17 protein-coding genes and 1 riboswitch are annotated in these 24,374 nt (G+C 60.0%); of the genes, 5 read left to right on the plus strand and 12 right to left on the minus strand.

Features of this window, described 5'->3' with window-relative positions:
* Window positions 1-42 precede the first annotated feature (42 nt).
* The 4 genes from HCU66_RS07765 to HCU66_RS07780 form a co-directional block, all read right to left on the minus strand.
* The gene (locus tag HCU66_RS07765; RefSeq protein WP_205887925.1) at window positions 43-1,761 is read right to left on the minus strand and encodes a hydrogenase maturation protein; all 1,719 of its coding nucleotides are present in this window, start codon (window positions 1,759-1,761) and stop codon (window positions 43-45) included.
* Between the two features lie 199 nt (window positions 1,762-1,960).
* The gene (locus HCU66_RS07770) at window positions 1,961-3,808 is read right to left on the minus strand and encodes an amidohydrolase (RefSeq protein ID WP_205888016.1); all 1,848 of its coding nucleotides are present in this window, start codon (window positions 3,806-3,808) and stop codon (window positions 1,961-1,963) included.
* Window positions 3,809-4,113: 305 nt separating this feature from the next.
* Window positions 4,114-4,428: an SCP2 sterol-binding domain-containing protein gene (locus HCU66_RS07775; protein WP_123356684.1), complete on the minus strand. Its 315-nt coding sequence runs from the start codon at window positions 4,426-4,428 to the stop codon at window positions 4,114-4,116.
* Between the two features lie 64 nt (window positions 4,429-4,492).
* Entirely contained in the window at window positions 4,493-5,203 is a 711-nt protein-coding gene (locus HCU66_RS07780) for a histidine phosphatase family protein (RefSeq protein ID WP_205887926.1), read from the minus strand.
* Window positions 5,204-5,566: 363 nt separating this feature from the next.
* Between HCU66_RS07780 and sohB the strand changes: the two genes are divergently transcribed.
* Together sohB and HCU66_RS07790 are read left to right on the plus strand one after the other, a co-directional pair.
* Window positions 5,567-6,589, plus strand: a complete 1,023-nt coding sequence (gene sohB / locus HCU66_RS07785) for a protease SohB (protein WP_205887927.1) — start codon at window positions 5,567-5,569, stop codon at window positions 6,587-6,589.
* Window positions 6,590-6,772: 183 nt separating this feature from the next.
* The gene (locus HCU66_RS07790; RefSeq protein ID WP_205887928.1) at window positions 6,773-10,648 is read left to right on the plus strand and encodes a leucine-rich repeat domain-containing protein; all 3,876 of its coding nucleotides are present in this window, start codon (window positions 6,773-6,775) and stop codon (window positions 10,646-10,648) included.
* A 63-nt stretch (window positions 10,649-10,711) separates the two neighbouring features.
* On the opposite strand, the gene HCU66_RS07795 is transcribed toward HCU66_RS07790, so the two are convergent.
* Together HCU66_RS07795 and HCU66_RS07800 are read right to left on the minus strand one after the other, a co-directional pair.
* Window positions 10,712-11,206, minus strand: a complete 495-nt coding sequence (locus HCU66_RS07795; protein ID WP_205887929.1) for a DUF934 domain-containing protein — start codon at window positions 11,204-11,206, stop codon at window positions 10,712-10,714.
* On the minus strand, window positions 11,190-12,848 hold the full coding sequence (locus HCU66_RS07800) for a nitrite/sulfite reductase (RefSeq protein WP_205887930.1): 1,659 nt from the start codon (window positions 12,846-12,848) through the stop codon (window positions 11,190-11,192). The genes HCU66_RS07795 and HCU66_RS07800 overlap by 17 nt, the downstream gene beginning before the upstream one ends.
* Before the next feature lie 520 nt (window positions 12,849-13,368).
* On the opposite strand from HCU66_RS07800, the gene HCU66_RS07805 reads away from it, so the two are divergent.
* The gene (locus HCU66_RS07805; RefSeq protein ID WP_205887931.1) at window positions 13,369-14,454 is read left to right on the plus strand and encodes an ABC transporter substrate-binding protein; all 1,086 of its coding nucleotides are present in this window, start codon (window positions 13,369-13,371) and stop codon (window positions 14,452-14,454) included.
* Window positions 14,455-14,460: 6 nt separating this feature from the next.
* On the opposite strand, the gene HCU66_RS07810 is transcribed toward HCU66_RS07805, so the two are convergent.
* Both HCU66_RS07810 and metH read right to left on the minus strand, forming a co-directional pair.
* Window positions 14,461-14,682, minus strand: coding sequence for a DUF2970 domain-containing protein (locus tag HCU66_RS07810; protein WP_138967253.1), 222 nt, complete (start codon window positions 14,680-14,682; stop codon window positions 14,461-14,463).
* Between the two features lie 141 nt (window positions 14,683-14,823).
* Complete coding sequence (metH, locus tag HCU66_RS07815) at window positions 14,824-18,534, minus strand: methionine synthase (RefSeq protein ID WP_205887932.1); 3,711 nt, start codon at window positions 18,532-18,534, stop codon at window positions 14,824-14,826.
* A gap of 155 nt (window positions 18,535-18,689) precedes the next feature.
* Here metH and HCU66_RS07820 point away from each other — a divergent pair, with 155 nt between their 5' ends.
* Together HCU66_RS07820 and nfuA are read left to right on the plus strand one after the other, a co-directional pair.
* Complete coding sequence (locus HCU66_RS07820) at window positions 18,690-20,975, plus strand: fatty acid cis/trans isomerase (RefSeq protein ID WP_205887933.1); 2,286 nt, start codon at window positions 18,690-18,692, stop codon at window positions 20,973-20,975.
* 84 nt (window positions 20,976-21,059) lie between these two features.
* The gene (nfuA, locus tag HCU66_RS07825) at window positions 21,060-21,644 is read left to right on the plus strand and encodes a Fe-S biogenesis protein NfuA (protein ID WP_007959519.1); all 585 of its coding nucleotides are present in this window, start codon (window positions 21,060-21,062) and stop codon (window positions 21,642-21,644) included.
* 184 nt (window positions 21,645-21,828) lie between these two features.
* On the opposite strand, the gene cobM is transcribed toward nfuA, so the two are convergent.
* The 4 genes from cobM to HCU66_RS07845 form a co-directional block, all read right to left on the minus strand.
* Complete coding sequence (gene cobM / locus HCU66_RS07830; RefSeq protein ID WP_205887934.1) at window positions 21,829-22,575, minus strand: precorrin-4 C(11)-methyltransferase; 747 nt, start codon at window positions 22,573-22,575, stop codon at window positions 21,829-21,831.
* A gap of 80 nt (window positions 22,576-22,655) precedes the next feature.
* Complete coding sequence (locus HCU66_RS07835) at window positions 22,656-23,069, minus strand: cobalamin biosynthesis protein (protein ID WP_205887935.1); 414 nt, start codon at window positions 23,067-23,069, stop codon at window positions 22,656-22,658.
* The gene (locus HCU66_RS07840; RefSeq protein WP_205887936.1) at window positions 23,066-23,770 is read right to left on the minus strand and encodes a CbtA family protein; all 705 of its coding nucleotides are present in this window, start codon (window positions 23,768-23,770) and stop codon (window positions 23,066-23,068) included. Before HCU66_RS07840 ends, HCU66_RS07835 begins: the two co-directional genes overlap by 4 nt.
* 11 nt (window positions 23,771-23,781) lie before the next feature.
* On the minus strand, window positions 23,782-23,985 hold the full coding sequence (locus tag HCU66_RS07845; RefSeq protein ID WP_205887937.1) for a CbtB domain-containing protein: 204 nt from the start codon (window positions 23,983-23,985) through the stop codon (window positions 23,782-23,784).
* 122 nt (window positions 23,986-24,107) lie between these two features.
* Window positions 24,108-24,335, minus strand: a riboswitch (cobalamin riboswitch).
* Window positions 24,336-24,374 lie beyond the last annotated feature (39 nt).

The raw sequence follows: 24,374 nt of genomic DNA on the forward strand, positions 1-24,374 counted from the left end.
GCGGGAGGTGCGGGCATTGTAAGAGAAAGCAGGATCAAAAGATCACCCGACTAATTCAACATCCCGAACAATCGCCCACTCAGCCACTAACCGCTGCGGCGTGCCACACGCCTTGCGCTTGAACACAAAATTGCGACACTTCTCGGCGAACTGCTTACGGTTCTGCACCATATCCTGGTGCATTTCTTCCAGCTCGGCATTACGGCAGTGCTGCATCAATTGAGTATCGAACCGGTTTTTACGCTCACGCACGGCCTGGTACGCCGGATCACTCAACGCTCCATTGGCGCGCTGCAACAGCCACAGGCCAAACTCGTCCGGGCAGCGCGGACCGATTTCCTGGACCATGCCTGACTGCAAGGCCTGGACGGCGCTGATCGGCAGACAGTCTTCGGTGAGTTTTTCCGCCATCGCCGGGCCGACGGCGCGGGGCAGGCTGTAGGTCCAGTATTCGGAGCCGTACAGGCCCATGGTTTTGTAATGGGGGTTGAGCACGATGTCGGAGCGGGCGAAGACGATGTCGGCAGCCAGCGCAAGCATCACGCCACCAGCCCCGGCATTGCCGGTCAGGCCGCTGACCACCAGTTGCCGGGCGCTGAGCAGTTCTTGGCAGACGTCGTCAATCGCCTGAATATTGGCCCAGGCTTCCAGCCCCGGAACCGCTGCGGCCTGGATCACGTTGAGGTGCACGCCGTTGGAGAAACTGCCGCGTCCACCCTTGATCAGCAGCACTTGGGTGTCCCGAGACTTGGCCCAGCGCAGGGCCTCCACCAGTCGTTGGCACTGTTCGGTGCTCATGGCGCCGTTGTAAAACTCGAAGGTCAGCTCGCCGACATGCCCCGACTCGCGATAGCGGATCGGTTGATAGCTTTCGTTGTTAAATGGCTGAGAGGCGATCGACCAATCAAGGGTCGGGACTTGCGCAAGCTGCTCGGCGAGCACATGCCGGGCTGGACGCTTGAAGGTTTCTTCGCCGGGTCGGGGTTTGCGTCGCAGCGAGCCGATCCACAGGCTGTGATCGCCGGTCGCCACCAGCACCGCATCGTCATGCACCGCCAGAATCTCCCCCGGCGTGCCGCTGCGCGAATCCGGATGGGCGTCATACAGGTAGTATTGACCGCCGGCCAGGCTGGCCAATACGCCGGGCTGGCCGTCGGCGGCGTCGATGCAGCGTTTGATGAAGTGTGAGCTGTCGTGCCAGCTGAAGGATCGGTCGACTTGCTTCATGTTCGGCTGCAACCGGCCAATCACATGGCGTTGGCTGTAGTCCAAAGGCACTGGCTCGAAACCGTCGATAAACTTTTCCACGACTTCGCGGATGCAGGTGATTGCCGCGTCGCTGACGCGCCCGTTGTACAGCTCGGATTTGCGCAGACCTTGAGGCAGGTTGAATGCACACGTGGCCCAGACTGGCCCGGCGTCCATTTCCTCCACCGCTTGCAACGCGGTCACACCCCAGCGACCGAGTTCACGGGTGATCGCCCAGTCCAGCGCGCTGGCGCCACGGTCACCGACGATGCCCGGATGAATGATCACCACGGGACGCTGGAGGTTGCTCCACAGCTGTTGCGGTACCCGGTCCTTGAGGAACGGGCAGATCACCAGGTCGGCGCCGGAGTGTTCGATCTGTTCGCACACCGCATCTTCATCGGTGAACAACACCACGCTGGGTGAGTGGCCGGCCTGACGCAGATCCAGCCAGGCCCGCTGGGTCAGACCGTTGAACGCTGATGCCAGCAAAATGATTTTCAATGACCGCATGATCAACTCTTCCTTGAGAAAAATGGGCCGCAGGCTCCCGATGAGCCGTCCTTGGCTTTCGATGGAAGCGTGATGGTAGAGGTTGTGCGGTGGTGAACAAGTGATCGAGGTCAAGCTTGTGTCAGCGAGTGTTGCAGAGGCTTGGAATCAAAAAGATCGTCCGAACGCGGCCCGAGCCTTCGGACGATCTTTTCTCTTTTCAGAATGCGAAACAGGAACAGCCAAACGCGCCCCAGAACCCTTGATAGTCACTGACCGGCGCGGACGACAATCGCGCCCGTTCATGGCTGTGGGCATGCACCGCGCAAGCGCCCACACACTGGTGCACTTGCGCGGTCAGTGGCGCCAGGGGTTTCCAGTGCCCCGGTACATTGACCACCGGCGACCACTCAGGCACTACCGGGATTGGCGGTGGCCCCAGTTTTTCGAACTCGACACTACCGTGGACGATCTTGCCGTCGACAATGGTCAGCACCGACTCGATCCATTTGATGGCTTCGTCTTCGATGTGGAAGTAGTCCGCCGACAGCGCAATCAGGTCCGCCAGTTGCCCGACCTTGATCTGGCCTTTCTTGCCTTGCTCGGAAGAAAACCAGGCGCTGCCGTGGGTGAAGAGTTCCAGTGCGGTGTCGCGGCTCAAGCCTTGCGGGTACAACGCCAATCCGCCGACGGTGCGGCCGCTGACCAGCCAGTACAGCGAGGTCCACGGGTTGTAGCTGGAAACGCGGGTGGCATCGGTACCGGCGCCCACCGGCACGCCCTCGGCGAGCATGCGCGCGATCGGCGGTGTCGCTTCGGCCGCTTTGGCGCCGTAACGGTCGACGAAGTATTCGCCCTGGAACGCCATGCGGTCCTGAATGGCGATGCCGCCACCCAGGGCCTTGACCCGTTCGATGTTCCGGGGGCTGATGGTTTCGGCGTGGTCGAAGAACCACGGCAAGCCGTTGAACGGAATATCCCGGTTGACCTTCTCGAACACGTCGAGCATGCGGCTGATGGATTCGTTGTAGGTGGCGTGCAGGCGGAAGGGCCAGCGCTGTTCCACCAGATGCCGCACCACCGGTTCCAGCTCCTGTTCCATGGTTTGCGGCAGGTCGGGGCGTGGTTCGAGGAAATCTTCAAAATCCGCTGCCGAAAATACCAGCATCTCGCCGGCGCCGTTGTGCCGCAGGAAGTCATCGCCCTGGCCGTAATGGGAGGTGCTGGTCCAGTTCTTGAAGTCGGTCAGTTCTTCCTTGGGTTTCTGGGTGAACAGGTTGTAGGCAATGCGCACCGTGAGCTGTTGGTCTTTGGCCAGTTGCTGGATGACTTGATAGTCGTCCGGGTAATTCTGATAACCGCCGCCGGCATCGATGGCGCTGGTGACACCCAACCGGTTGAGTTCGCGCATGAACTGGCGGGTCGAGTTGACCTGATACTCCAGTGGCAGCTTCGGCCCCTTGGCCAGGGTTGAGTAGAGGATCATCGCGTTGGGGCGGGCGATCAACATACCGGTCGGATCGCCATTGGCGTCGCGCTGGATTTCGCCGCCCGGCGGGTTCGGCGTGTCACGGGTATAACCGACCACTTTCAGCGCGGCACGGTTGAGCAGGGCGCGGTCGTAGAGGTGCAGCACGAACACAGGAGTGTCTGGCGCGGCCTTGTTCAGTTCTTCAATCGTCGGCAGGCGCTTCTCGGCAAACTGGAACTCGTTCCAGCCACCGACCACCCGCACCCATTGCGGCGTGGGTGTGCGATCGGCCTGATCCTTGAGCATGCGCAGTGCATCGGTCAGGGAGGGCACCCCTTCCCAGCGCAGTTCGAGGTTGTAATTGAGGCCGCCACGGATCAAGTGCAGATGGGAGTCGTTGAGACCGGGAATCACCGTGCGCCCATGCAGATCAATGATTTGCGTGCCGGGGCCTTGCAGGGCCATGGCCTGGGCATCGCTGCCGACTACCACGAAGCGCCCGTCCTTGATCGCGACGGCACTGGCCTGGGGTTTTTTGCGGTCGACGGTGTGCAGGCGTCCGTTGTACAGAATCAGGTCGGCGGGGGTGTCGGGCATGGTTTTACTCCCTGCGGTGAGCGGACTGATCCAGGCACCGATGGCGCCTGCCGAAAGACCTTGCAGTACACGGCGGCGACTGAAGTCGTTGGGCTCGTCAGGTGGGCTCATGGCAGCGCTCTCCACACAGTTCTTCACAAAAGAAGCGAAGGCAAACAGCCGATGTCTGACGCATGCGGCCTGAAGGAATATAGTCGGCATATCCGCAGATAGCCGTTTTCCGAGGGCGAAAAACGACGAATCCCGCCACGAGGGGCGGGATTCGCATGCAGCCAGAGAGGCTCCCGGGAGCGGGAGCCGTCGTCTTACGCCGGGAACAGCTCGGACAGTTTCATGGCCAGCATCATGTCGCCTTCAGCACGCAGTTTGCCACCCATGAACGCTTGCATGCCGTCGGTCGAACCGTCGACGATGCCTTCCAGAGTTTCGCCGTCCATCACCAGAGTGACCTGGGCGTCCGGGTTTTCGCCTTCTTGCAGTTCGCAGGTGCCGTCTTTGACGATCAGCGAGAAGTTCTTGGTATCGTCGATGCGGAAACCGAATACCAGGTCCAGACCGGCAGCGGCGGCTGGGTTGAACTTGGCTTTCATTGCTTGTACGGCATCAGCTACGGAGGTCATGGTTCGATCCTTTCTTGGGTAATAAGAGCTGGGTGATTACAGCCAGGGTCACAATAGTCCGGACTCAACGAAACGTGATGAGTTCCGGGGCCTTCAGCAGTTGCAGGTGCGCATGACTGTTGAAGGAAGCCAGGGCCACCTCGCGACCCCGAAACTTGAGCAGGTTGAGCGAGGTGTTGACGATTTGCCAGTTCAGTTCAAAGGCCTGCTTTGCCGGCATTTGCGTAATGAGATGGAGCAGGGCAGTGATGGTGCCGCCGGAAGTGAACACAGCGATTTTCTGAGTGTTGTCAGCGTGTTCGAGCAGCCGCTGCAGACCGGCCTGCACGCGTTCGACGAAACCCAGCCAGCTTTCCAGACCCGGTGTGTCATAGGTACCGGCGAGCCAGCGCTCGATGATCAGGGCGAAGATGCGTTGGAACTCGGCACGGTTCTGTGCGGCGTTGCGCAGAATTTCCAGCGCTTCGGGCTCGTCGTCCAGCATCGCCGGCAGCAGGGCACGGATCACCGCGTCGGCGTCGAATTCGTTGAAGGCAGAGTCGATTTCCAGCGGCGGTACCGGCAAACCGACGGCCGCGAACTGTTCCAGCGCGCTGTTGGCGGTGTGTTGCTGACGGCGCAGGTCACCCGACAGGCAGCGATCGAAGCTGACACCGAGTTCGGCCAGGTGCCGGCCGAGGACTTCTGCCTGGCGAATACCGGTCGGCGACAGAACGTCATAGTCGTCTGCACCGAAGGAGGCCTGGCCATGTCGAATCAAATAGATGCTGCCCACGTCCGCGTCATCCCGGTACGTTGAAGGTTTGGCGAGGTTATGAGGATGGCGGTGAGCTGTCAATGAAAAAACATACGCTTGTTTGAAATGCCCGTTACAGGCCTGTTGCTAGTGTCCTGTCTTACAAATACGTTCCTCTTTTGACGAGTGGCTGTTGTCGTCAGGCAAGGCGCCGCGACGAGTCATAGCCCGCTATGGCGAGGAGCGGCAACGCAGCATGACGGCAACGGACGCCGTCAAAAAGGAACAGTATTTGTGAGATAGGACACTAGAGGTTTCACGGCTGGTCGTCGGGCTGGCGCATGGGTATGCTGGAGGTATCCCGCGCGTGTTTATACCGCGCATCGCATTGAAGGAGTCCCTGTGGAGCTTTTGTTCGAGTACGCCATTTTCCTGGCTAAGACTGTGACCCTGGTGATCGCCATTCTGGTGGTCCTGGCCAGTTTTGCGGCGTTGCGCAGCAAAGGTCGACGCAAGTCGCCCGGCCAGTTGCAAGTCAACAAACTCAATGACTTCTACAAAGGGCTGCGCGAGCGTCTGGAGCAAACCTTGCTCGACAAGGATCAGCTCAAGGCCTTGCGCAAGGCCCAGGCTAAAACCGAGAAAAAACAAAAGAAGAAACCCGAGGCCAAACCGCGGGTGTTCGTGCTGGATTTCGACGGTGACATCAAGGCATCGGCTACGGAAAGCCTGCGCCACGAAATCACCGCGCTGCTGAGCCTCGCCACGCCCAAGGATGAAGTGGTGCTGCGCCTGGAAAGCGGCGGCGGTATGGTTCACAGCTATGGCCTGGCGTCGTCGCAACTGGCGCGGATTCGTGATGCCGGCGTGCCGTTGACCGTGTGCATCGACAAGGTCGCGGCCAGTGGCGGCTACATGATGGCGTGCATCGGCGAGAAGATCATCAGCTCGCCGTTCGCCATTCTTGGCTCGATCGGCGTGGTGGCGCAGTTGCCCAACGTCAATCGCCTGCTGAAAAAGCACGACATCGACTTCGAAGTACTGACGGCCGGCGAGTACAAGCGCACCCTGACGGTGTTTGGCGAAAACACCGAGAAGGGCCGGGAGAAGTTCCAGGAGGAGCTGGACATCACCCACCAGCTGTTCAAAAACTTCGTTTCCCGTTATCGCCCGCAACTGGCCATCGACGAAGTGGCCACCGGTGAAATCTGGCTGGGCGTCTCGGCCCTGGATAAACGCCTGGTGGATGAACTCAAGACCAGCGATGAATACCTTGCCGAACGCGCCAAACAGTCCGAGCTCTATCATTTGCATTACGCCGAGCGCAAAAGCCTGCAGGAACGTATCGGCATGGCGGCCAGCGGCTCTATCGATCGCGTATTGCTGAACTGGTGGAGCCGGTTGACCCAGCAACGGTTCTGGTAAGCGTCTGGAGGGTGGGAAAATCAAACCGCGGATTTCCGCGGTTTTTTTCGCCCGGTATTTCAGACTGGCCACTTTCCTGCGAACGCGGTGAAACCTCCTAAATGAGTTGGCGATCATTCCGACTTACGCTTGAGTCGTGGCTGCTTATTCTGGCGGTTCTCAACAGTTTGCAATGGAATGCATATGAATGATCACGCCCACGGTGCGGCTCCGACGCCCGCCGTCCTGATGCGTAACGAACTAAAAAACGCGGTGGAGACCGCCCTGCCGCAAACCCCCGCTCAGTTTGGTGAGCGCTTGATCAAGGAGAAGTGGGGCGCCGATATTGATCCGCAGACAGCCTTGCTGGTAACGCTCGACTACAACTATCGGGGGCATCCCCCGCAGAACGGTGTTCATCAGGGCCAGGTGGGAAACTCCCGCACCCTGATCCAGGCATTGCTTGGCAATTATCAGACCGTGGGCGACGGGCGCTTCGGCGAAACCGCATTTGGGCTGTACACACCGCCGGACATCGGGCCGTCGGTGCGCATTGTCGAGAAGGTCGATGAGTTTGCCTATGTGGGCAGCGGCAACCACGACACCTATGAGGGCATTTATCGCGCTACGGTTGCGCAAACCTATGGGCCGCACACGCAAATCAATCTTCGGCCTGCCGATTTCAAAAAGTGGGTCTGGGAACTGGAGTTCAAGGACTTGTATCAGGCCTATGTCGATAAAGCCTGGCCGTCTGACGAGGTACTCGCCGGTGTCAGGCCTTACGCCCTGAGAACATCGACAAAAGCCGCTTTTGTCATGACAGCCTGGCTGCAGCACCATGAACGTTGCCTGTCACGAAAAGGTCTGGAACTGGCTATGCAAGCAGCTGGATTGCCACCCGATCAGGCATGGGAAACGCTGACGATGAACCAGTTGCAAGCGCCCACTCATATTGCCTCGGATGTCGAGGCAAGCCGTTTGAAACTCTATCGATACACCGCGACGGACATCTGGTGTTTCCGTGATCGATCCAGCGACAGGGTGATGGTGTATATCCCTGGCAACTCTTCGCCGATTCACGAGTTTTCCGATAGACGCCAACTGCGCCAATGGATGGTGGATCAGGGCAGGGCGCCCGAAACGAAGCATGCGCTGGCGTCGCACTTTGCCGATGACGATCGCAGCGATGGGACATTTCACGCCGGCGTACTGACGGCGCTGGACGGCATGGTTGAATACCCGGCACAGCATCACCTGAGCACAGAGGCCGGTTTCTTCAACAATGATGGTTATTGGAATCCTGCCGACTACATTGACTTCGACATTCCTCGTTCAGGCACCGATCCCTTTGCGCAGCTGGTCTTGACCATGAAACAGGCCGCTCAGGCCAGTGTAAAAACCATCCGCGATGATGCTCAGGTCAACCGCGACAATCTGAGTGCGCTCATCGAGCCGATCGTCCAGTGGGTGAATCAATTCGGGCCCTTGGCGTTGTTTGTACCGGGAGGCGAGGGGTTATTGGCCCTGGCCGGACTTATCGACGCCGGCTACGGCCTGGATCAGGCCATCAACGGTGAGACGGCCGACAAGCGCTCGCAGGGGGTGAGCCGCACGGTGTTCGGTTTGCTCAACGCGTTGCCGTTGGCCGCAGAGACCGCCGCGATCGGTCGCGATGGCGTAGAAGGGCGCGCGTTGACCAAGGCTGGGGATGGCGGTGAAACCGCAATGCATTCCGAATCAGCCGCGAGTGCAATGCCGGTCCGGCCCTTGCCAACGCGTGTTGACCTTCTGCGAGGCGTCGGTGCTCCGGCAGGTACGTTCAGTGACGAAGTGTTGGCACACATTGGCAAGGTCAGCGCAATCGATGATGACATGCTGCGCCTGATGCAGGCAGGGCGTGCGCCGACGCCCATGCTGGCCGACACCATCGACCGCTTCAGGATCGATCAGGACATCGCGGGGCTGGCCGATTCATTCGCCGCACGCGTCGAACTGTTCAACAGCCGTTACCAGGCGCTGCAAAAATCCGAATACGAATGGGTCCGGTTGTTTCAACGGCAATATCCCGGTCTGCCCAAAAAAGCCGTGGAACAGATGCTCGACCGTTACGGCGTTGACTTCAAGACACTGCCGGACGCTGACCAGGCAAAACAATTGTTCAGGCAGCTGGACAGCAAGGCGCGCCAATACCAGAAGCATGTGCGTCTCCAACGTGCTTATGAAGGGTTCTATCTTAACTCTGTGACCAGTGCAGAGTCGGACGTACTGGCGTTGCATTCACTGAAGAACCTGCCTGGCTGGCCGGAAAAATTACGAATTGAAGTGCTCGACGGTTCACCCGGCGGTCGGGTTCTGGATTGTAGCGGTCCGTTCGATACGTCCGATTGTCGACGCCTGATCAAGATGGGAGACCGTTATCAACCCTACGATTTGTCAGCTCACTCTTCTGCGGGCACGAATATCTATGAAGCTGTTGTCGGTGTCCTGTCCAGGGATGAGCGTTCGACCTTGCAACTGCTGTCCACGGATCCAGGCGCTGAGCTGAAACTCAAGATCGGCGATCACGCGTTGTCCCGTTCAGAGTTGGTCCTGGGGCTCGATAGAATGAATTCAGGGTTGCCCTTCGAAGCGCAGGGACTGAGAGGGGGATCGTATCCAGACCCACTTGAAGAGGGGGCCTTGGCGCACGCCATGACGAGGTTACAGCTCAAGGAAATTTATCCCGAGTTCTCCAACGACGAGGCCGACTCACTCTTGCAGCAACTGGGAGACGGGGCTCAGGCGTACATCGACAGCTCAAGACTGCAGTTGCAGCAATTGCACGTGGATCTGGAGGCGTGGATCGATCAAGTAGCGGACGACATCGACGATATGGATGTCGACTTCCTGCAGATGGGGGACCCCGGGACAGAGGGGCTGACCCACGTGGACATCGGGTTCCGCAACTTTGAGCGTTTGCAGCGCGCGATGGCATATGAGCGCCGGACCCGGGGTGAACTGGCCGATGAGCTGATTGCCATCTTGCAAAAGCGAGCGCCCCAGCAAAACAGCCACTACTCCGGCAATCATAGTGTCGGGTTCACGATGAATATGGGTCATGAAGACTTCCATCGATTACCGAAGCTGAATGCCCGGTTCGATGACGTGGTCGGGCTGAACCTGCAAGAATTCCAGGTGTTCGAACGGAAGTCTTTGACGAAGTTTCTGAAGCGCTTTCCAAATTTGCGCAGCCTGGACCTGGAAGGCACGGACCTGCGAATACCCAATCCAAATGGTGAGCTGGTACGCGCGTTGCCATCCTCGATCCTTACGCTACAGCATCTCACTTCGCTGAACCTGCGCTCCACCGAGCTGGCTTTCCAGGAAAACACGGCGGCGCAATTAAGTCAGTTGGTTAACCTGCAATCGCTGGATCTGAGCCATAACCCGTTGGGTGTGCCTCCCGTGGTGCTGGGAATGGACCAATTACGATCGCTGAAGCTGAATGACACGGGCATCACCACGTGCCCGGTCGGGATCATGGACCAGCCTTACATGACCACGCTGGATCTGAGCAATAACCAGATTCGTCGCGTTCCGCAGGCAGTACTGAACCAGGCCATCGCCAGGGACCGCGTGCTGCTGTGGAACAACCCACTGACCGATGAGGACACCTTGCAGCGACTGGTCTCGCATCGGGAGCAAACGGGTCTCAACTTGTGGCTGAGTGCGCCGGGCCCGGGCTATTCGGATCCGGTGGCCTGGTTGAACGGAATTGAAGCAGGGCCGCGCGATGCCCGGCTACAGGTCTGGAATCGCCTGGCTCTAAAACCTCGTGGCGCGAGGTTTTTAGGGACCATGAGCGCGTTGACCCTCACCGCGGATTTCCGGGTCAATTATCTGGATCTTCAGACACGGGTGTGGCGACTGTTGGGTGAAGCGGATGCTGCGGAAGAATTGTGGGGACGATTGACCCTGAATCCACCGATGCCGGAGGGGGCTTTCGATAACCCATTTGCGGTATTCACGGCGTTGGAAACCCGTGCGCAGCTGTACCGGAATTGGGTGGCTTTGGGGCAGCCGATTCCGATCTGGCGATAGCAGTTTTGGGTAGCACGGCTGAGCCTACAAAGCCCTGATCCCGATGGGATCAGGGCTTTATTGTCAACGACGACGGAACAGCGGCAGCGGTTCGTCGGTGGCGGCCTGATAGGTCACCGAGAAGTCCTTGAGACTTTCCAGGGCTTCGTACGGGTCTTTATCGGCGCGCAATGCAAAGGCATCGAAACCGCAGCGATGCATGTAGAACAGCTGGTCGCGCAGCACATCGCCGATCGCCCGCAGTTCGCCTTTGAAACCATAACGGTCACGCAGCAGACGGGCGTTGGAGTAGTTGCGGCCATCGGTGAAGGCCGGGAAATTCAGGGCGATGACCTGGAAGTTCGCCACGTCGTCACCGATTTCTTCAGCTTCTTCATCGGCATCCAGCCACACACCCAGGCCGCCATCGCGGGCCTTGAGCATACGGCTGTGTTCGCGCCACAGTTGCAGCGGGACGATCAGGTCGTCGCAGTTGCTGATCTCGTCGATGTTGAAATCTTTGGGCAGCAGGTGCCAGGTTTCGTCGACGACTTCGTTGTTCTTAATTATTCGCTGCATAGACGCGCTCCTTGAAGAGGTCGATGCCAATACGCTGATAGGTGTCGATGAAGCGCTCATCTTCGGTACGTTGTTCGATGTACACGTCGATCAGCTTCTCGATCACGTCAGGCATGGCTTCCTGGGCGAAGGACGGGCCGAGGATCTTGCCCAGGCTCGCGTCGCGACTGGCGCTGCCACCCAGGGACACCTGGTAGAACTCTTCGCCTTTCTTGTCCACCCCGAGAATGCCGATGTGGCCCACATGGTGGTGACCACAGGCGTTCATGCAGCCGGAGATGTTCAGGTCCAGCTCGCCGATGTCGAACAGGTAGTCCAGGTCGTCGAAACGGCGCTGGATCGATTCGGCGATCGGGATCGACTTGGCGTTGGCCAGGGAGCAGAAGTCGCCGCCCGGGCAGCAGATGATGTCGGTCAGCAAGCCGATGTTCGGCGTGGCGAAACCTTGCTCGCGCAACTCGCCCCACATGGCGAACAACTGGCTCTGCTCGACATCGGCCAGAATGATGTTCTGCTCGTGGGAGGTGCGCAGCTGGCCGAAGCTGTAGCGGTCGGCGAGGTCGGCCACGGCATCGAGCTGCTTGTCGGTGATGTCGCCCGGCGCAACGCCGGTCGGCTTCAGGGACAGCGTCACGGCCACATAACCCGGTTTCTTGTGGGCCAGGGTGTTGCGGGTGCGCCAGCGGGCGAAGCCTGGGTGCTGCTTGTCGAGCTCGGCCAGTTCAGCGGTCTGGTTTTCCAGCGCCTTGTAGTCCGGATCGACGAAGTGTTTGGCCACGCGATGCACTTCGGCTTCGGTCAATGTGGTCTGGCCACCGCGAAGGTGTTCCATTTCCGCGTCGACTTTTTGAGCGAACACTTCAGGCGTCAGGGCCTTGACCAGAATCTTGATCCGCGCCTTGTATTTGTTGTCACGACGGCCGTAGCGGTTGTAGACACGCAGGATGGCGTCGAGGTAGCTCAGCAGGTCTTGCCACGGCAGGAACTCGTTGATGAACGCGCCCACCACCGGAGTACGGCCCAGGCCGCCACCGACCAGCACGCGGAAACCCAATTCGCCCGCGGCGTTGTGCACGGGCTCGAGGCCAATGTCATGGACTTCGATGGCCGCACGGTCGGACGTCGAACCGTTGATGGCGATTTTGAATTTACGCGGCAGGTAGGCGAATTCCGGGTGGAAGGTGGTCCACTGACGGACGATTTCGCACCATGGCCGCGGGTCGATCAACTCGTCGGCCGCGACACCGGCGAATTGGTCGGTGGTGACGTTGCGCAGGCAGTTGCCGCTGGTCTGGATCGCATGCATCTGCACGGTCGCCAGCTCAGCCAGGATGTCCGGGATGTCTTCCACGGCCGGCCAGTTGAACTGCACGTTCTGCCGGGTACTGATGTGGGCGTAGCCCTTGTCGTAGTCGCGGGCAATTTTGGCCATCATTCGCGTCTGGCGCGAAGTGAGTTGGCCATAAGGCACCGCCACCCGCAGCATCGGGGCAAAGCGCTGGATATAAAGGCCATTTTGCAGGCGCAGGGGGCGGAATTCTTCTTCGCTCAGCTCGCCTGCCAGATAGCGTCGGGTCTGATCACGGAACTGCTTGACGCGGTCCTCGATGATCCGCTGATCGTACTCGTCGTATACGTACATATAAGTCCTGTTCTCAGGCTTGGGCCGGTCGGATGCAGCTGCGTGATCGCTTGCTGGAGTCCGATTCTGCCTCGGCAATTCTGCGCGCACGGCCGCGCACTCCCAACGGAGCCGACGCAAGATACCAGTTTGCAGTTATGCGCAAAAGTGATGTTTGAGTATATGCAAAGAACCAAAACGACTAATGAAATTCATAGTGGTAAAACCCACGTTTGTAGTGCGGGCAATCATCGTCTTAACTGTGCTCGAGTCTTTATGCAATCACCGATAAAACCGACAAGAGGCGATGCAATGAGCAACCCAACCAAAGCACGGAAAAGCGATAGCACGGTCGATGCTTGGGCGATTTTGTTCCTGATCATCCTGGTCGTGGGCACAGCGGTATTCTGGGTCAGCCACCAATAACGACCCCGTCCGGGCCCGGTGCCGACACTTGTCGGACAAAAGCTGGAATAAGCGCCGTTTCAAGGAATTCCGCTGGCTATAATGCGCGGCGGATTTTCGGGGGCTCGGACGATCAATGTTGAAATTTTTCTGTGGTGCGGTACTGGCGCTTGGCACGGTCCTGGGATCGTGTGCCCAGGCAGCGTCCGTATTGTTCCTCAATCCAGGGACCACCCAAGAGGTCTTCTGGGTCAGCTACTCGCAATTCATGCAGGCCGCGGCCAAGGACCTGGGCATGGATTTGCGTATTCAATATTCCGAACGCAACGCCGAGACCGCGCTCAAACAGGCCCGCGAAGCGCTGCAAGGGCCGGATCGGCCGGACTATCTGGTGTTCGTCAACGAGCTGTACGTCGCGCCCGAAATCCTGCGCCTGGCGCAAGGCAGCGGCGTGAAGCTGTTTATGGTCAACAACGGCCTGACCGCGGACCAGATGCGCCTGCTCGGCGCCCAGCCGGACAAATATCCCGACTGGCTGGGCAGCCTGGTGCCCAATAACGAGGAGGGCGGCTACCTGATGCTCAAGGAACTGATTCGCCTGCATCGCCCGGTAGCGTCCGGCGAAGTCATTGAGCTGGTGGCCTTTTCCGGCCTGAAGACCACGCCAGCCGCGCAACAGCGTGAGAAGGGCATGATGCGGGCATTGGCCGAACACCCGGAAGTTCGTTTGCGCCAGCTGGTCTATGGCGGCTGGAGCCGCGAGCGGGCCCACGAACAGGCCAGATTGTTGTTCAAGCGCTACCCGAAAACCTCGCTGGTCTGGTCGGCCAACGATGAAATGGCCTTCGGCGCCATGCAGGCGTACACCGAAACCGGAGGCCAGCCGGGCAAGGACGCGCTGTTCAGCGCCGTCAACAACTCACCGACCGCGTTGCAGGCGCTGCTGGACGGCCGATTGAGCGTGCTATTGGGCGGGCACTTCACTCTGGGTGGTTGGGCCCTGGTGCAGCTGCATGATTACGAACAGGGGGTGGATGTCAGCCAGTACGGCGGACGCGACCGGCAGATTTCGTTGTTGCAACTGATCGATCACGCGCAAGCCCGGCGACTGCTGGCCTTGAGTACAACTCAGGATTACGGGGTGAATTTTCGAAAGCTCTCGGCCAAGGGGCGGCCGACGTCCTATCGCTACCCGTTCAGCCTGCAAACCCTGATGCACTGAGCCGGCTCAGATCCCGGCCAGGTGCAGCACCAGTTTGACGATGCCGAACAGCGTCAGGGCGAACACCGCCGTGAACACAATCCCCAGAATCACGAAATGACTGGGCTTGCCGTGGGTGAAATCCCGCGCCCGGTTCTTCCCGCTCTGCACCCCGAACGCCGCCGCCATGACGCTGTGCAGCATCTGCCAGAAGGTCGGAGGTTTGTTGTTGTCGACTGGATCGTCCATAAATCCCTCGCCACGTATGCATGAGAACTAAGCATAGATTGTAGGAGCGAGGCTTGCCCGCGAAGCACGATGACACGGTCTCACAGGGAAATCGCGTCATCGTTCTTCGCGGGCAAGCCTCGCTCCCACAGGGGATGGGGGTTAGTTGTCGTAACCCAGGTTAGGCGCCAGCCAGCGTTCGGTCACGCTCAGCTCCTGACCTTTGCGCGACGTATAACTCTGCACCTGGTCCTTGTCGATCTTGCCCACGGCGAAGTATTGCGCCTGCGGATGAGCGAAGTACCAGCCGCTGACCGCCGCCGCCGGGAACATGGCGTAGTGCTCGGTGAGGAACACGCCGCTGCGGCCGGCCTTGAGTTCTTCCGCCTCCGGGTCCAGCAGCTTGAACAGCGTGGCTTTCTCGGTGTGATCCGGGCACGCCGGATAGCCCGGAGCAGGGCGGATGCCGGTGTACTGCTCTTTGATCAGCGCCTCATTGTCCAGCGCCTCGTCCTTGGCGTAGCCCCAGTAGTCTTTACGCACTTGCTGGTGCAGCCACTCGGCGCACGCCTCGGCCAGGCGGTCGGCCAATGCCTTGACCATGATCGAGTTGTAATCGTCGCCAGCCTCCTGATAAGCCTTGGCCACTTCTTCGGCGCCGATCCCGGCGGTGGTGATGAAACCACCCACGTAGTCGGTCACGCCGCTGTCTTTGGGCGCGACGAAGTCGGCGAGGGAGAAGTTCGGTTTGCCGTCGGTCTTGATGATCTGCTGACGCAAGTGATGCAGTTTGGCCAATGGCTTGCCGTCATCGCCGTAGACTTCGATGTCATCGTCGCGCACCTGGTTGGCCGGCCAGAAACCGAACACGGCACGGGCGCTGATCAGCTTCTCGTCGATCAGCTTGGCAAGCATTTCCTGGGCATCGGCGTACAGCGCGGTGGCGGCTTCACCGACCACTTCGTCCTTGAGGATGCGCGGGAATTTGCCGGCCAGGTCCCAGGAGATGAAGAACGGTGTCCAGTCGATGTATTCGGCCAGAACCTTCAGGTCAATGTTGTCCAGCACCTTGGCGCCGGTGAACGTCGGTTTGACCGGCTCATAGTTGGCCCAGTCGAACTGCGGCTTCTTGGCGATGGCCGCCGGGTAGCTCAGGCGCTCGGTGCGGGCGCTGCGGTTGGCGGTGCGCTCGCGAACGTCGATGTATTCCAGACGGGTCTTCTCGACGAAGCCGGCCTTAAGCTCCTTGGACAGCAACTGGGTGGCCACGCCCACGGCGCGGGAGGCGTCGGTGACGTAGATCACCGCGTCGTTGCTGTACTTGGGCTCGATCTTCACCGCCGTGTGCGCCTTGGAGGTGGTCGCGCCACCGATCATCAGCGGCAAGTGGAAGTCCTGACGCTGCATCTCGCGGGCCACGTGAACCATTTCGTCCAGCGAAGGTGTGATCAAGCCGGACAGGCCGATGATGTCGCATTTCTCGTCTTTGGCGACTTGCAGGATCTTCTCCGCCGGCACCATCACGCCGAGGTCGACGATGTCGTAGCCGTTACAGCCCAGCACCACGCCGACGATGTTCTTGCCGATGTCGTGCACGTCACCCTTGACCGTGGCCATGAGGATCTTGCCCTTAGCTTCCGGTTTGTCACCTTTTTCCAGCTCGATGAACGGGATCAAGTGGGCCACGGCCTGCTTCATCACGCGGGCGGATTTCACCACTTGCGGCAGGAACATTTTGCCGGCGCCGAACAGGTCGCCAACGATGTTCATCCCGGCCATCAACGGGCCTTCGATGACTTCGATCGGGCGCGCGAACGACAGGCGCGACTCTTCGGTGTCTTCCACGATGTGGGTGGTGATGCCCTTGACCAGCGCATGTTCCAGACGCTTGTTGACGTCCCAGTTACGCCACTCTTCGGTCTCGGCTTCCTTGACGCTGCCGTCGCCCTTGTACTTGTCGGCGATGGCGAGGAGGGCGTCGGTGCCTTCCGGAGTGCGGTTGAGGATCACGTCTTCAACGGCGTCGCGCAGTTCCACCGGAATCTGGTCGTAGATCTCCAGTTGGCCGGCGTTGACGATACCCATGGTCAGGCCGTTGCGGATCGCATACAGCAGAAACACCGAGTGAATCGCCTCGCGCACCGGGTTGTTGCCACGGAACGAGAACGACACGTTGGACACGCCGCCAGAGCTCAAGGCGTACGGCAGTTCGTCGCGGATGTAGGCGCAGGCGTTGATGAAGTCCACAGCGTAGTTGTTGTGTTCTTCGATGCCGGTGGCCACGGCGAAGATGTTCGGGTCGAAGATGATGTCTTCCGGCGGGAAGCCGACTTCGTTGACCAGAATGTCGTAGGAGCGTTTGCAGATTTCTTTCTTGCGCGCTTCGGTGTCGGCCTGGCCGGCTTCGTCGAAGGCCATCACGACGACTGCGGCGCCGTAGCGCTTGCACAGTTTGGCGTGATGAATGAACTGCTCCACGCCTTCCTTCATGCTGATGGAGTTGACGATGCCCTTGCCCTGGATGCACTTGAGGCCGGCTTCGATCACTTCCCACTTGGAGGAGTCGATCATGATCGGTACGCGGGAGATGTCCGGTTCGCCGGCAATCAGATTGAGGAAGGTCACCATGGCCTTCTTCGAATCGAGCATCCCTTCGTCCATGTTGATGTCGATCACCTGGGCGCCGGCTTCAACCTGCTGCAGGGCGACTTCCAGGGCTTCGGTGTAGTTGTCTTCACGGATCAGGCGGGCGAATTTGGCGGAACCGGTGATGTTGGTGCGCTCGCCGACGTTGACGAACAGCGAGCTGCGATCGATGGTGAACGGTTCCAGGCCCGACAGGCGGCAGGCCTTGGGAATGTCCGGAATTTCACGCGGGGCGTAACCGGCGACCGCTTTGGCGATGGCTTCGATGTGCCCCGGCGTGGTGCCGCAGCAGCCGCCGACGATATTCAGGAAGCCGCTTTGGGCGAACTCTTCGATGACCTTGGCGGTTTGGGCCGGCAGTTCGTCGTACTCGCCGAATTCGTTCGGCAGGCCGGCGTTCGGGTGCGCCGACACGTGGGTGTTGGCTTTGTTCGACAGCTCTTCCAGGTACGGGCGCAACTCACGGGCGCCGAGGGCGCAGTTCAGGCCGACGGAAATCGGTTTGGCGTGAGCCACGGAGTTCCAGAACGCTTCGGTGGTCTGGCCGGAGAGGGTGCGGCCAGAGGCGTCGGTGATGGTGCCGGAAATCATGATCGGCAACTCGACGCCCAGCTCTTCGTAAACCCCTTGCACGGCGAAGATCGCCGCTTTGGCGTTGAGGGTGTCGAAAATGGTTTCGATCAGGATCAGGTCGGCGCCGCCTTCGATCAGGCCTTTGGTGGCCTCGGTGTAGTTTTCCACCAGTTCATCGAAGGTCACGTTGCGGTAGCCGGGGTTGTTCACGTCCGGCGACAGCGAGCAGGTGCGGCTGGTCGGGCCGAGCACGCCGGCGACGAAGCGCGGCTTGTCCGGGTTCTCGAGGGTTTTCGCATCGGCAATCTTGCGGGCCAGGCGCGCGCCTTCTACGTTCAGTTCGTAGGCCAGTTCTTCCATGCCGTAATCGGCCATGGAAATCCGGGTGGCGTTGAAGGTGTTGGTTTCCAGAATGTCGGCGCCGGCATCCAGGTAGGCTTTCTCGATGCCACCAATCACGTCCGGGCGGGTCAGTACCAACAAGTCGTTGTTGCCTTTTACATCAGTCGGCCAGTCGGCGAAGCGTTTGCCACGGTAATCCTGTTCCTCGAGCTTGTAGCTCTGGATCATCGTCCCCATGCCGCCATCGAGAATCAGGATGCGCTCTTTGAGGGCGTGCTTGAGAGCTTGAAGGCGAACGCTGCGATCGGACATTTGGACTACTCGGTAAGGCCATGACGAAGGGCCGGGATAATAACAAACCTGTGCGCTTTTGGAGCATGTGCCGGTTTTGCATGAATATCGTTCATGTTGGTGCACAGGCCAGACCGGTAGAATCGCGGCGTTTTCTTTTGATCAGGACCAGGGATATGTCGTATCGCGTCGTCACCAGCCTATTGCTGCTGTTTTTAAGCGGGGGCGCCGCTGCGCAAGGTCCGGACATTTCCTACGCTCGCGATATTCAACCGATCTTCACCGAAAAGTGCGTGGCCTGCCATGCCTGCTACGACGCCGCCTGTCAGCTCAACCTGGGCAGTGGCGAAGGGGCGGCCCGAGGCGCGACGAAGGCGCTAGTCTATGACGGCGAACGCAGCCGTGCCGCCGCGCCGACCCGGTTGTTTTATGACGCCTTCGGCAAACGTGCCTGGCAGCAAAAGGGCTTCTATTCGGTGCTCGACGCCCAAGGCAGTCAGGCGGCGCTGATGGCGCGCATGCTTGAACTAGGCCATGGAACGCCGTTGCAACCCAACGCCAAATTGCCGGAAGAGATCGTCCTGGGCCTGAACCGGGAAACGCTGTGCGCCATGCCGGCGGAGTTCGACGGTTACGCCAGCTCCCATCCGAAAGAGGGCATGCCGCTGGCAGTCACCGGCCTGACCGATCAGCAATACCAGACGCTGCAACGCTGGCTGACCTCCGGTGCGCCGATTGATGAGCAGGGCCTGGTACCCAGCGCCAAGGAAGCCTTGCAGGTGGTGCAGTGGGAAAACCTGCTCAACGCACCGGGTGCGCGGGAAAGTCTGGTCGGGCGCTGGTTGTTCGAGCATTGGTTCCTGGCCCATCTCTATTTCAAGGACGGCGAGCCGGGGCATTTCTTTCAGTGGGTGCGTTCGCGCACGCCGACGGGGCAGCCCATCGACCTGATTAACACTCGCCGTCCGAATGACGACCCGGGCACTCAGGTCTATTACCGTCTGTGGCCGGTGCAAGGCGTGATCGTGCACAAAACCCACATCACCTACCCGCTGAGTGCGGCGAAGATGGCGCGGGTCAAAAGCCTGTTTTACAACGGGAACTGGCAGGTCAACGCCTTGCCGGGATACGGCCCGGAGCGGCGGGCCAATCCGTTTGCCACGTTCGAGGCGATCCCGGCCCAGGCGCGTTACCAGTTCATGCTCGATAACGCCGAATACTTCGTACGCACGTTCATTCGCGGCCCGGTCTGCCGCGGCCAGATCGCCACCGACGTGATTCGCGATAACTTCTGGGCATTGTTCCAGGCCCCGGAGCATGACCTTTACATCACCGACCCGAACTATCGCGGCCAGGCCACGCCGTTGCTGGCGATGCCGGGGCAGAACGATGACGTCGGCAGCGTCCTGAGCCTGTGGCACGACTACCGCAATAAGCGTAACGAATATGAGGCCCTGCGCCGGGACAGCTATGCCGACTTGCCGGCGCCGAGCTGGTCGACCTTGTGGGCCGGCAATGACAACGCACTACTGAGTATCTTTCGGCATTTCGACAGCGCCTCGGTGACCAAGGGCCTGATCGGCGATGTGCCGCAGACGATGTGGCTGTTCGATTACCCGCTGCTGGAACGCACGTATTATCAGTTGGCGGTCAACTTCGATGTGTTCGGCAACGTGTCCCATCAGGCCCAGACCCGGCTGTACTTCGACCTGATCCGCAATGGCGCCGAGCAGAATTTCCTGCGCTTGATGCCGGCCGATTCACGCAACGGCTACCTTGACGATTGGTATCAGAACAGCGGCAAGTTCAAGATGTGGCTGGATTACGAGGACATCGACAACGACAAGCCGACGGCGCTGAATCTGGACGAAACCGATCCGAAACGCGATTTCGTCCAGCAGTTGCTGACCCGTTACGGCGACCTCAACGCCAGGCCCGACCCGATCAACCGCTGCGACGGCGCTTATTGCTCGCGGCCGAACATTGATCTGGCGTTGCAGAACGCCGAGCAGGCCCTCAGTCGCCTGGCTTCACGCCCGGCTGCCGGTTTGAAAGTCATCGATCAGTTGCCGGAAGCCACGGTGTTGCGCATCGAGACTCAAAGCGGCAAACGTGAGGTATACAGCCTGTTGCGCAACCGGGCTCACAGTAACGTGGCGTTTCTGCTCGGTGAATCGCTGCGTTATCAGCCGGGGCTCGACACCTTGACGATTTATCCGGGTGTTCTGAGCAGCTACCCGAACTTCATGTTCAACATCCCGGCCGGGCAAGTGCCCGCGTTCGTCGACGAAATGGAAAACGCCAGGGACGCTGCCAGTTTCGAGAAAATCGTCGAACGCTGGGGCATTCGCCGCAGCCATCCGCAGTTCTGGCAGTATTTCCATGATCTGAGCCGGTACATCCACGACACCGATCCGGTGGAAGAGGGCGTGCTGGATATGAACCGTTATGAGAATCTCTGATGGCTGCTTTCCTGACAAAAATACTGGGACTTTGTGCGGCGCGTCGATTGGCGTAAACTGCGCCCAAGCCTGCGAGGAGTTTCCATGACCGCTATTACCATTACCGACGCCGCCCACGATTACCTGGCTGATCTGCTCTCCAAGCAGAACACCCCGGGCATTGGCATCCGCGTCTTTATCACCCAGCCTGGCACCCAGTACGCCGAAACCTGCATTGCCTACTGCAAGCCGGGCGAAGAAAAACCTGAAGACACGGCGCTGGGGCTCAAAAGCTTCACCGCCTACATCGACTCGTTCAGCGAAGCGTTTCTGGACGATGCGGTCGTCGACTACGCCACCGACCGCATGGGCGGCCAGCTGACCATCAAGGCGCCAAACGCCAAAGTCCCGATGGTCAACGCTGACAGCCCGATCAACGAGCGCATCAACTACTACCTGCAAACCGAGATCAACCCGGGGCTGGCCAGCCACGGCGGTCAGGTCAGCCTGATCGATGTGGTCGAAGACGGGATCGCCGTGCTGCAGTTCGGCGGTGGTTGCCAGGGCTGCGGCCAGGCAGACGTCACCCTGAAGGAAGGCATCGAGCGCACCTTGCTCGAGCGCATTCCCGAGCTCAAGGGTGTTCGTGACGTGACCGACCACACGCAGAAAGAAAACGCCTACTACTAAGGTGTTCGCTGCGACATAAAAAAACGGCGCCTCCGTGAGCGCCGTTTTTTATGGGTGAAGCTTTTAAGGATGATCGTTCCTACGCTCTGCGTGGGAATGCCTCAATGGACGCTCTGCGTCCGCTCTTGGGACGCGGAGCGTCCCGGGCTGCATTCCCACGCAGAGCGTGGGAACGATCAGTGCTTCAGGGTCTGTATAGGTGCGCATGCCCCGCGCGATACAGCGACGACTCACTGAAGTGATCGCTGCCCAACACCCGACCCACCAGAATCAGCGCCGTTCGGCGAAAGCCCTTGGCTTGAACCTTCTGCGCAATGTCCTCAAGCGTCCCCACCACCCAATCCTGATCCGGCCAGGTCGCCCGATGGATCACCGCGATCGGGCAATCGGCGCCGTAATGCGGCAGCAATTGGGCAAGGATCTTCTCCAGATGATTGACCCCCAGGTGGATCGCCATGGTCGCCCCGTGCTGCGCCAGGCTCCCGAGTTCTTCCCCGGCCGGCATGGCGGTCTTGTCGGCGTAACGGGTGAGAATCACGCTCTGTGACACGTCCGGCAGGGTCAGCTCGGCACCCAACAGGGCAGCGCAGGCGGCGGTGGCGGTGACGCCGGGAATGATTTCGAAAGGGATGTCGAGTTCGCGCAGGTAACGAATCTGCTCGCCAATCGCGCCATACAGGCTCGGATCGCCGGAATGCACCCGGGCCACGTCCTGGCCGTTGGCATGGGCGCTCTTGATCAGCTCGACGATCTGTTCCAGGTGCAGCTCGGCGCTGTTGACCACCTGTTCGGCCCGGTGGCCCTCCAGCACGGCGGCGGGGACCAGGGAGCCGGCATAGATGATGACCGGGCAGCTACGAATCAGCCGCTGGCCTTTGACGGTGATCAGTTCCGGGTCGCCGGGGCCTGCGCCAATGAAGTAGACGGTCATCGTCGTTTCCTGTCAGAAAAGGGCATGGGCACACTGCAGATGAAGAATGCTCATGATCGAAGGCGGGGATTATCGGGATTTTACGCGGCGCTGGCCAATGCCAGGGTGGCCTGGGCGTATTTTTGTCGTGGAATCAGTAGCTTTGCCGGTGCCCGGGCCAATTGTTCGGCCAGGGCCAGCGCGGCACTTTCCGCTACGCCGTAGCAGCCGGTGCGTTCAAATGCGATGTCCGAGTGATGGCTGAGTTGCCCTTGATAGGCCGCCAACTGTTCGCTGCTGAAGTACACCAACGGTAATGCCAGCTGTTCGGCCAGTTCGATCAGGCCAGGTTCTTCGCGCTTCAGGTCGATGCTGGCCAGGGCCTTGATCTCATGGAGCCCGATTTGATGAGCCTGTAATGCCTGATCGAGCAGCGCCCGCAGCGTGCTGACGGGGCAGCCGCGCTGGCAGCCCAGGCCGACCACCAGGGTCGGCGCTGCGCTGACGTCCGTCATGCGCAGTATTGGCCATCGCTTTTGCGGCGGAACAACCAGGCGCTGATCAGGCCCAGGGCCAGCCAGAACGCCATGTTGGTCAGCTGCGAAGCGATTTTGAATTGCGCTTCCAGGGCCTCCGGAGCCAGCATCGAATGGACTTCCGGTTGCGGCGCGCCGATCACATGCGGCACGGCCAGGATCGCCACACCGAGGACTTTCATCAGCCAGTGACGGCTGAACACGATCAGCGCGATGCCTACAGCGGTGGAAGCGGCAGTGCCAATCCACCAGATCTGCCGTTGCGCCAGATCCGCCGCGGCAGTGCCCGGCAGTTCAGGTGGCAGGCCAAGCGTTGGTGCCAGCACGAAGGTCGCGTAACCGGCCAGCCCCCAGAGCAAGCCCTGAGAGGTTTTGGTCGGTGCGCGCAGGGTGTAGAGACCGGCAAGCATCAGGGCGAAACCGACTGCCACCACCAGGTTGCCGCCGGTAGTGGACAGCACGCGCTGCCAGCCGTCTTCCGGTTCCCAGGCTTCGGCATCATGGGTGTGAGCGACAGCGCCCGCGGCGTGTTCGTGGACTTCAACAGCGGCCGGCTCGGATTTTTCGTAAGTCTCGGCCTGCAAAATCAGCGGGGCGACCCAGAAGCTTTGCAGCAGGGTCAGCAGCAGGGCGGCCAGCAGCCCGGTGAACCCTGCGGTTTGCGCAATACGCTTGATCATCTCAGCGGGTCTCAATGGCACGGAAAGGCAGAGCTGTGACGGGTATCGTGGGCGGCGTTGTGCACCGCTTCGATGTGCGAGAAACCGGCGAAATACACAAGGCTGGCGCCAAGGATCGACGCACAAAAAGCGGCGGTCAGGCGTTGGCTCAGGGTTGTGGTGGTGCTGGCGATGCTCTTATCGGTGTTGCTGCCGGTGCTGCTGATGATCGACATGGCGCTTCCCTCTGGTCTGTCAGCGGGTGAATAGAGCGCATGAAAACCTCCACACGCCAAGGGCTCGCAGAGGTTTCGAACAGCGCCCGCCCACCGCGGGTTTGTTATTCAGTGAACGTAAAAGTCACTTTGTGTTGCGGGCCGGTCTCCGGGCTCGCGAGGGGCAGGGCTAACGCCTGGACCTGCAAGCATCACCTTCCCATGCCGTATGACAGGCACAGTGGATCTGACGCTTCACTCGCTTACCGTTGCGGGGGCAGCACCGGACTGACATGGCTTTAGAGTAAAGCACATGATTCACCGGTTTCCCGTTTCACCCTGTGAAGGGCACCCGTAACAAGGCGTGTAGGAGAGCATGGGCGAGGGTTGGGCGTCAATTGGAACGGGTT

The sequence above is a fragment of the Pseudomonas frederiksbergensis genome (assembly GCF_017114915.1).
Lineage (GTDB): Bacteria > Pseudomonadota > Gammaproteobacteria > Pseudomonadales > Pseudomonadaceae > Aquipseudomonas > Aquipseudomonas frederiksbergensis_I.

Coding starts and splice junctions, on each gene's coding strand:
- HCU66_RS07765 (WP_205887925.1), bottom strand. CDS start 1,761: ATGCGGTCATTGAAAATCATTTTGCTGGCATCAGCGTTCAACGGTCTG.
- HCU66_RS07770 (WP_205888016.1), bottom strand. CDS start 3,808: ATGCCCGACACCCCCGCCGACCTGATTCTGTACAACGGACGCCTGCAC.
- HCU66_RS07775 (WP_123356684.1), bottom strand. CDS start 4,428: ATGACCTCCGTAGCTGATGCCGTACAAGCAATGAAAGCCAAGTTCAAC.
- HCU66_RS07790 (WP_205887928.1), top strand. CDS start 6,773: ATGAATGATCACGCCCACGGTGCGGCTCCGACGCCCGCCGTCCTGATG.
- HCU66_RS07795 (WP_205887929.1), bottom strand. CDS start 11,206: ATGCAGCGAATAATTAAGAACAACGAAGTCGTCGACGAAACCTGGCAC.
- HCU66_RS07800 (WP_205887930.1), bottom strand. CDS start 12,848: ATGTACGTATACGACGAGTACGATCAGCGGATCATCGAGGACCGCGTC.
- HCU66_RS07805 (WP_205887931.1), top strand. CDS start 13,369: ATGTTGAAATTTTTCTGTGGTGCGGTACTGGCGCTTGGCACGGTCCTG.
- HCU66_RS07810 (WP_138967253.1), bottom strand. CDS start 14,682: ATGGACGATCCAGTCGACAACAACAAACCTCCGACCTTCTGGCAGATG.
- metH (WP_205887932.1), bottom strand. CDS start 18,534: ATGTCCGATCGCAGCGTTCGCCTTCAAGCTCTCAAGCACGCCCTCAAA.
- HCU66_RS07820 (WP_205887933.1), top strand. CDS start 18,690: ATGTCGTATCGCGTCGTCACCAGCCTATTGCTGCTGTTTTTAAGCGGG.
- nfuA (WP_007959519.1), top strand. CDS start 21,060: ATGACCGCTATTACCATTACCGACGCCGCCCACGATTACCTGGCTGAT.
- cobM (WP_205887934.1), bottom strand. CDS start 22,575: ATGACCGTCTACTTCATTGGCGCAGGCCCCGGCGACCCGGAACTGATC.
- HCU66_RS07835 (WP_205887935.1), bottom strand. CDS start 23,069: ATGACGGACGTCAGCGCAGCGCCGACCCTGGTGGTCGGCCTGGGCTGC.
- HCU66_RS07840 (WP_205887936.1), bottom strand. CDS start 23,770: ATGATCAAGCGTATTGCGCAAACCGCAGGGTTCACCGGGCTGCTGGCC.
- HCU66_RS07845 (WP_205887937.1), bottom strand. CDS start 23,985: ATGTCGATCATCAGCAGCACCGGCAGCAACACCGATAAGAGCATCGCC.